7 protein-coding genes are annotated in these 6,633 nt (G+C 72.8%); 1 reads left to right on the top strand and 6 read right to left on the bottom strand.

Annotated features, from left to right (window positions below):
- Nucleotides 1-18: 18 nt before the first annotated feature.
- From AC0LPE_RS12835 to AC0LPE_RS12855, 5 genes are all read right to left on the bottom strand, one after another.
- Entirely contained in the window at nucleotides 19-1,014 is a 996-nt protein-coding gene (locus tag AC0LPE_RS12835) for an AurF N-oxygenase family protein (RefSeq protein WP_490604601.1), read from the bottom strand.
- Nucleotides 1,011-1,925 (bottom strand): prephenate dehydrogenase dimerization domain-containing protein, encoded by a 915-nt coding sequence (locus AC0LPE_RS12840; protein ID WP_490604602.1) that lies wholly within the window; start codon nucleotides 1,923-1,925, stop codon nucleotides 1,011-1,013. The genes AC0LPE_RS12835 and AC0LPE_RS12840 overlap by 4 nt, the downstream gene beginning before the upstream one ends.
- A complete protein-coding gene (gene pabB, locus AC0LPE_RS12845) occupies nucleotides 1,922-4,087 on the bottom strand; it encodes an aminodeoxychorismate synthase component I (RefSeq protein WP_490604603.1) in 2,166 nt (721 codons plus the stop codon). The genes AC0LPE_RS12840 and pabB overlap by 4 nt, the downstream gene beginning before the upstream one ends.
- Before the next feature lie 8 nt (nucleotides 4,088-4,095).
- The gene (locus AC0LPE_RS12850; protein ID WP_490604604.1) at nucleotides 4,096-4,530 is read right to left on the bottom strand and encodes a chorismate mutase; all 435 of its coding nucleotides are present in this window, start codon (nucleotides 4,528-4,530) and stop codon (nucleotides 4,096-4,098) included.
- Nucleotides 4,531-4,796: 266 nt separating this feature from the next.
- Complete coding sequence (locus AC0LPE_RS12855) at nucleotides 4,797-5,135, bottom strand: RNA polymerase-binding protein RbpA (protein ID WP_026061850.1); 339 nt, start codon at nucleotides 5,133-5,135, stop codon at nucleotides 4,797-4,799.
- A gap of 231 nt (nucleotides 5,136-5,366) precedes the next feature.
- Here AC0LPE_RS12855 and AC0LPE_RS12860 point away from each other — a divergent pair, with 231 nt between their 5' ends.
- The gene (locus AC0LPE_RS12860; RefSeq protein WP_490604605.1) at nucleotides 5,367-5,708 is read left to right on the top strand and encodes a hypothetical protein; all 342 of its coding nucleotides are present in this window, start codon (nucleotides 5,367-5,369) and stop codon (nucleotides 5,706-5,708) included.
- Between the two features lie 39 nt (nucleotides 5,709-5,747).
- Here AC0LPE_RS12860 and AC0LPE_RS12865 read toward each other — a convergent pair whose 3' ends face one another.
- Nucleotides 5,748-6,335 (bottom strand): hypothetical protein, encoded by a 588-nt coding sequence (locus AC0LPE_RS12865; RefSeq protein WP_490604606.1) that lies wholly within the window; start codon nucleotides 6,333-6,335, stop codon nucleotides 5,748-5,750.
- Nucleotides 6,336-6,633: the final 298 nt, after the last annotated feature.

Consider the following 6,633-nt stretch of genomic DNA (forward strand, 5'->3'; position numbering starts at 1 on the left):
GCCCGCGCGGCTGATGCGCTAGGCGCTGCGCGGCCACGGCCAGCGGGCGTCGAGTTCGTCCCCGAGCCCCAGGCCCGCGCACAGCCGGCGGATGGCGCTGCAGTCCTGCACCACCGGCCGGCCCTCGGTCACGGCGATGGTGTCGGCGACCAGCTCGTCGCCGCCGGGGATGTTCTCGTGCGCGATGATCGCCGCCCAGGTGGAGGTGTCGGCGCCGGTGAACGCGGCGACCGCGGTGCCGAGCGCGTCGAGCAGCCGCACCCGGTCGGTGTCGTCGAGTTCGGTGAGCACCGCGGTGAGCAGCCCACCGGCCAGCGAGGCGTGGCACAGCTCGTCGCGGCGGTGCACCGCCACCGTCGCGCGGTTGACCGGTTGCAGTTCCGGATCGGTGGTGAGCAACGCCAGATAGGCGCTGATCGAGGTCTCCGCGACGGTGGTGAACGCCAACTGCACCAGCGCCGCATCCCGCGGGGTCTCGGCGTGCGCGACCGCGGCGCGATGCTCGCGCACCGTCGGGCACGGCGGCAGCACCGACTCCGGCAGCGCCCAGCCGCGGCGACGGCGGGTGAGCACATTGGCCTGCTGGTGCATGAGGGTGTGGTACTGCTCGTCGACCATCGCCTGGAGCACCCCGGTGATCACCGTGTCCGACGGGCCGATGCCGAAGGCGTCCTCGGTGATCAACGCGAAGCCGGGGTTGACGACGTGCTGTTCGATGTCGACGACGCTCTTGTTGTACGCGATCCACGCCCACGCCCGCAGCCGCGCCTGCTGCTGCTCGTCGAGCGCGAGATACCGCCGATGCTCGGCGAAGGGCAGCATCTGCTCGGGATAGTCGGCGCGGTCCGCCTCGAACAGCGCGTCGAGGTCGACCTCGGGTTTCTTCACGGCGGCGCGGCGCGGCCACGAGCGGGTCAGCCCGGCGATCACCGCGCTCTCCGTCGGATCGGACGGATCGTATTGCGGGAGTTCCGGCGCGCGCAGCTGCGGGCCGGGGATGTCGGACGCACTCATGTCCGGCTCCTTTCCTCGCTCGGATCGCCGGCCGCACCCGGATCGCGGGGCAGCGCCGCGAACAGCTGCGCACACAGCTGCGCGGCGGCGGGTTGCTCGTCGCCGAGCGCGGCGCGGGCCCGGTCGAGCAGCGCCGCGAAGTCGGGCAGCGCGTCGGTGGCGGCGTCGAGATCGGCGACCGCCTCGGCGAGGGCGCGGCGGGCGGTGGCGGCGTACGGGTTGGTGAGCTGGATGTCGTGGTAGACCTCGGCGGTGCCACCGGAGACGCGGGCGAGCAGCGCCCGCAGCACGGTGTGCGGGGGCGCGGCGACCTGCGCGGCGACCTCCGGCACGTCGAGCCGGTCGAGGGCGATACCGAACGCGAGGATCGCGGCGTGGGTGAGCACCTGCACGGCGGCGGTGATCCGGTCGTGCTCGTCGGCGGTGGTCTCGACCACGGTGGCATCCCAGGCGCGCAGCGCCGCGACGAACTCGGCCACCACCGGTGCGTCGTGGTGGCGCACCGTCAGCACGGGCCGGCCGGGCAACCCGAGATCGGGGGCGAACATCGGGTTGATGCCGAGCGCGGGGGCGCCGGGCCGGTAGGTGTGCAGCGCCGCGGCGGTCGGGGTCTTCACCGACAGGGTCTCCACCAGCAGGGTGTGCGGGGACAGCAGCCGCGCGAGCACCGGCAGGGCGGCACCGGCGACGACGTCGGGGACGGCGAGCACCACGATGTCGGCGCCGTCGAGCGCCGCGGCGAGGCGGGTGTCGGGGGCGGTCAGATCCGCGCGCAGCATTCCGGGTGCAGCCGGGTCGGCGGCCGGGTCGACGACGAGCACCTCACGGCCGGCCTCGCGCAGCGCGGCGGTGAGCAGGGCGCCGACGGCGCCGCATCCGCCGGCGACGACCACCCGGCCGGGCGTGGTCACGGCCCGGCCCGCCCCGGCAGCACCGGCGGCCCGTCGACGAGATCGGCCGCGGAGCCGACGGCACCGGCCCCGTCGGTCGGGGTGGTGTCGCGGGCGGCGGCGAGGCAGCGGCGCATCACCACGGACTTGACGAGGGTCTCGTCGAGTTCGTCGTCCGGATCGGACAGCGCCACGATCGCCCCGCCGATCCCGAAGGTGACCTCGTGGGCGGTGGCGACGAGGGTGCGGATGACCACCGACAGGTCGGCGGCGCCGGTCGGCGACAGATACCCGATCGCTCCGGAGTACACCCCGCGCGGGCCGTCCTCGAGCTTGTCGATGATCTCCATGGTGCGCAGCTTCGGGGCGCCGGTCATCGACCCGCCGGGGAAGGCGGCGCGCACACAGTCCACCGCCGAGACGTCCGGGCGCAGGGTGCCGCGCACCGTGGACACCAACTGGTGCACCGCGGCATAGGTTTCGACCGCGAACAGCGCCGGCACGTGCACCGAGCCGGGCACGCACACCCGGGACAGGTCGTTGCGCACCAGGTCGACGATCATCAGGTTCTCGGAGCGGTCCTTCTCGCTGGCCTGCAGTCCGTCCCGCAGCGCCGCGTCCTCGCCGGGGGTGCGGCCGCGCGGGCGGGTGCCCTTGATCGGTTTCGATTCGACGGTGCCGTCGGCGTCGATCCGCAGGAACCGTTCCGGGGACGCGCTGAGCACCGCGACCTCGGGGAAGTCGAGCAGCGCGCTGTAGGGGGTGGGGCTGATGCGGCGCAGCACCCGGTAGGTGCTCAGCGGGTCGATGCCGCCGTCGACGGTGACGGTGTTCGTCAGGCACACTTCGTAGGTCTCGCCGCTGCGGATCTCGTTCTGGCACTGGGCGATCAGATCGAGATAGCGCTGCGGGGAGTGCCGCAGCCGCAGCTGCGGGCCACCGTCCGCGCCGATCAGCGGCACCGGGATCGGCTCGTCGGTCGCCGGTTCGGGCAGCGCCGACAGGATCGCGGCGGTCGCGTCGAACCAGGCGAGCGTCTCGGGATCGTCGGTGTCCTCGGTCAGGGCCAGCAGATAGCAGCAGCGCCCGTCGTGGTCGACGACGACCGCCCGGTCGGCGAAGACCAGCGCGGCGTCGGCGTAGGGGGAGGTGTGCACGAGCTGCGCGCCGGCGTCGGCCTTGAGTTCGTAGCCCAGATAGCCGACATAGCCGAGCGCGAACCCGAACGGCAGGTCGTCGCGGGCGGCGACGCGGCGCTCGGCGAGCCGGGCGGTGAGATGGTCGAAGACGGGGCGGCGGTGTTCTTCGACGGTGCCGTCGGCGCGGTGTTCGCGCACGATGCCCTCCCCGACCCGGTAGGTCAGATAGTCGGCGCGCGGTCCGGCGCCGTTGCCGAGGACGGTGAACCGCGACTGCGGGTCCAGCGCGGCGCTGCCGTCGAGCCAGAAACCGTGCGGCCCGGCGGCGAAGAGCGCTTCGTAGACGGCGGACGGGTCGGGGTGCAGCGGCAGCCGGCGGCTGGCGAGCACGTAGCGCGGGGCCGGTTCGGGTGCCGGTTCCGGTTCGGCGGGGGCGGTGACGGTGATCGGGTTGCGCGGCGAGGTGGCGTCGCGGAAGTTGGCGAGCAGTTGCGCGCCGTGGGCGGTACCGATCGATTCGGGATGGAACTGCACCCCCCACAGCGGGCGGTGCCGGTGCGCGACGGCCATGAGCAGCCCGTCCGGGGTGCGGGCGGTGGCGACGAGGTCGTCGGGGACCGGGTCGGCGATCAGCGAGTGGTAGCGCACCGCCTCGAACGGTGACGGCAGCCCGGCGAACAGGCCGGTGCCGTCGTGCAGGATCGGGCTGGTGCGGCCGTGCACCGGTTCGGGGGCGGTGATCACGGCGCTGCCGAACAGTTGGCACAGTCCCTGATGGCCCAGGCACACCCCGAGCAGCGGTACCCCGGCGTCGGTGAGGGCGCGGGCGCTGATCCCGAAGTCCCGGGCCCGGTCGGGCCGGCCCGGTCCGGGGGAGATGACGATGTTGTCGAACGGTTCGGCGACGAGCTCGTCCCAGCTGCGATCATTGGTGAGCACCCGCGGCGGGAGGCCGTTGACGCGGGTGATCAGGTCGTAGAGGTTGTAGGTGAACGAGTCGTAGTTGTCGATCAACAGCGTGCGGATCGGTCGGGGCGCGGACACGACGGGCCTCAGTTCGTGCCGTCGCCGCGGCGACCGGAGCCGACCCGGTCCGCGGCGTCGTTGCCGAAGGCGACCCGCTCCGCGGCGTCGTTGCCGAAGGCGACCCGCTCCGCGGCGTCGTTGCCGGAGACGATGCGGTCCTCGACCCGGCAGGCCTCGTCGATGAGCAGGGTGTACAGCGAGCGCACGAAGTCGCCGGACAGGCCGTGCCGGTGCGCGTAGTCCTGGGCGCGGCGGTGCACGACCTCCATGCGGCCGGGTTGCATGACGTCGAGGCCGTGGCGTTGCTTGAGTGCGGCGACGCGTCCGCACACCTCGAGGCGGGCGCGGACCCCGTCGAGCAGGGCCCGGTCGATGTCGTCGAGTTCGGCGCGCAGATCGGCCAGTTCGGCGGCGGCCCGGGTCGGCGGTGCGTCCGCCGCAGTGTGGTGACGGTCGGTCACGGACACTCACCCCCTTGCAAGCGACCCGCCGGAGGCCCGGCGCGAAGGTCGTGGATCGGGCGTGCCGATCATGATCGATCGGCGTGCGATCATGATTGCACGCACCGTCCGGCCGATATCGACGATTGATCGATTCGTGGCGGGGCCGCAACCGAATTCGCGGAACCACCGTCCCGTCGGGAGTGCGTCGTCGGGTCCGTAACGGCGTGTGCCGCCCCGGACGATCGTCCGGGGCGGCACACGTGCGAGTTTCGGCGGCGTGGGTGTCAGGCGCCGCGGCGCTTGGCCTTGAGCAGGTCCAGGCGCTCCTTGAGCAGGTCCTCGAGTTCCTCGATGGAGCGACGCTCGAGCAGCATGTCCCAGTGGGTGCGCGGCGGCTTGACCTTCTTCGGCTCCGGTGCGGCGCCCTCGACGAGGGTGCCCTCGAGGCCGTTCTTGCAGATCCAGGTGCCGGGGATCTCCGCGTCGTCCGCGAACGGCACGTCGTATTCCTCGCCGTTGTCGCAGCGGTAGCGCGCGATTCGCCGCGGCGCCAGATCGTGGTCGCGGTCGGTTTCGTAGCTCACCGCCCCGAGTCGGCTGCCTCGCAGTACACGATCTGCCATGGTGGTGTCCTTCCTTGTGTGCTCCGCCCGGGTGGCGATGCCGTGCGGCATCGACGCCGAGCTCGACGTCCACTGTGCTCAACGTCGGCGGAGCCGATTCCGTTCCCGCGGCCCGCCGAGGAGCCGAAGGGCAAGTCTACCGACCCGCCGCAGCGCCGCGCGCACGGCGCCCGCACCGGCCGCGCATCCGGTGTTCCTGCCGCCCCGCCGGGGGTGCGGGCGGGCAGTACAGTGACGCTCGTGACCGGACGTGACACGCGAGCGAGCACGTGCCTGTGGTGCGGGCGCCCGGTACCGGAGATCGGCACCGGCCGGCGCCGCCGGTACTGCCGCCAGTCGTGCCGGCAACGCGCCTACGAGCAGCGCAGCAGCGCCCGCCGCGCCGGGCTGCCCGAGGAGTCCGTGGTGCTCACCGCCGCCGAGGTCGAGGCGCTCGCCGACCGCGCGTTCCGGGTGCGCTGCGCCGCCGAGGACGTCGCCACCGCGGTCGCCGAGGGCGCCGCGGCCGACGAGCTGACCGCCCTGTGCGCGGAGCTGCTCGATCTGGCCCGCGACGCCGAACGACTGCGCTGACCGCACACGAGCCGACAGCACACGCTCGGGAGCACAGGCTCAGGCGAAGAAGCCGCCCATGGTGTAGACGACCTGGCAGAACGCGCCGTTGGCGTACTGCAGCGAACCGAACAGGGCGCCGAGCACCGCGCCGGGGCCACTGTCGATCACCGTCGACTGCAGCCCGCCGCCGTTGTTGTCGAGGGTGGCGACCCCGGCCCGGATGTTCTCCATGTTGATCCACACGAACTTCAGGTCCGAGGCGGTCACCGGCGCGCCGGCGGTGGGTTCGACGAACACCTCGATCGAGCCGAACGGCACCTGACCGTGCGGGCCGGGATGCACCCAGGCGGTGGTCATCGCGAACGGCACGACACCGCCGCCGCAGCCCGGGCCGACGGTGGGCGCGGGCGCCGAGAACGGCTGCGGGATGTTCTTCGGCGGCGGCTCGAACGGATTCGCCGAGCCGGAATCGGCGACGAGCCGTTCGAGCGCGGCGAGGGTCTCGGGCGAGTCGGCGACCTCCGCACGCAACTGGTCGAGAGGCGCCCCCGGCGGGGCGGTGTCGGCGGCGGCCTGAGCGGGGGCCGCGAGCAGGGCGGCGGCGAGCAGGGCGGTGACGAGCGGGGCGGATCGGCGACGCAACATCTCGGGCTCCTTCGAATCGGGTCGAGCAGGCGGGACGAGACGATCCGGTCGCGATCCGGTCACGCACCGGTCGCGGCACGGAGGCACGAAGGTGACGGCCGCTTCGAGAATAAGGACACCTATCCGGTTTCGGGGCGTTTCCGGCGAGCCCGATCCTGCTTCGACGCCGACCTCATTCGTCACTCCGGTCACGAACAGGGCATTCCTCCCGGCGGTCGGGGAAAACGTTATCGAAACGCGACTGATCCCCTGCGCGGGAACGATTTCCGAGGTCACCCGCGGTGCCGTACCGGTCCTG

It is taken from the genome of Rhodococcus sp. S3 (assembly GCF_058211795.1).

Bases quoted from the DNA above. Each gene is read 5' to 3' on its own strand.
- AC0LPE_RS12835 (WP_490604601.1), bottom strand. From the start codon at position 1,014: ATGAGTGCGTCCGACATCCCCGGCCCGCAGCTGCGCGCGCCGGAACTC.
- AC0LPE_RS12855 (WP_026061850.1), bottom strand. From the start codon at position 5,135: ATGGCAGATCGTGTACTGCGAGGCAGCCGACTCGGGGCGGTGAGCTAC.
- AC0LPE_RS12865 (WP_490604606.1), bottom strand. From the start codon at position 6,335: ATGTTGCGTCGCCGATCCGCCCCGCTCGTCACCGCCCTGCTCGCCGCC.